The sequence below is a fragment of the Pseudomonas fuscovaginae SE-1 genome, from assembly GCF_000364705.1.
Classification (GTDB): domain Bacteria; phylum Pseudomonadota; class Gammaproteobacteria; order Pseudomonadales; family Pseudomonadaceae; genus Aquipseudomonas; species Aquipseudomonas fuscovaginae_A.
On the sequence record NZ_AQOH01000395.1, the window covers coordinates 1 to 409 of the forward strand.

Annotated in this window: 1 protein-coding gene; it reads right to left on the reverse strand. The window is 44.5% G+C overall.

Going from position 1 to position 409, the window contains the following annotated elements; translation table 11 throughout:
* On the reverse strand, positions 1-409 hold a 409-nt coding region (locus tag K675_RS33855; RefSeq protein ID WP_232434500.1), incomplete at both ends, for a hypothetical protein.

A 409-nucleotide genomic window follows, 5' to 3' on the forward strand; every position in this document is an offset into this window, starting at 1 on the left:
ACCAAAGACTGCGATATGTCGTAGTACACAATCGCATCCATGTAAAATTTTTCATGATCGAATTCCCTGGAAAGCCCTTTCGGTATATCCCACCATCTGCTTGTAGTCAGATACTCGGGATACCTGCTCGCCGCTCGTTCGAGCATGGAATTTCCACGCCCAAGTATTTTTCTTGGCTCAGGCACTAATCTAAGGGGGCTTATTGAGAATCCGCTGATGCCTGAGTAGGTGTAGTCGTCTACTTTAAGCGTTAAGACTTTGCCCCCACTGTACTCGTAAAAACGGAGCTTCAACCTCTGAAATGCAAGGTCTTTAGCATATGGCTTACCAAAAAACTTATCTGTAATTTGTGACTTTATAGATTCACTATCTCCGGCGATGGTAGGAGGATTGCTGCTAGAACTGTAGT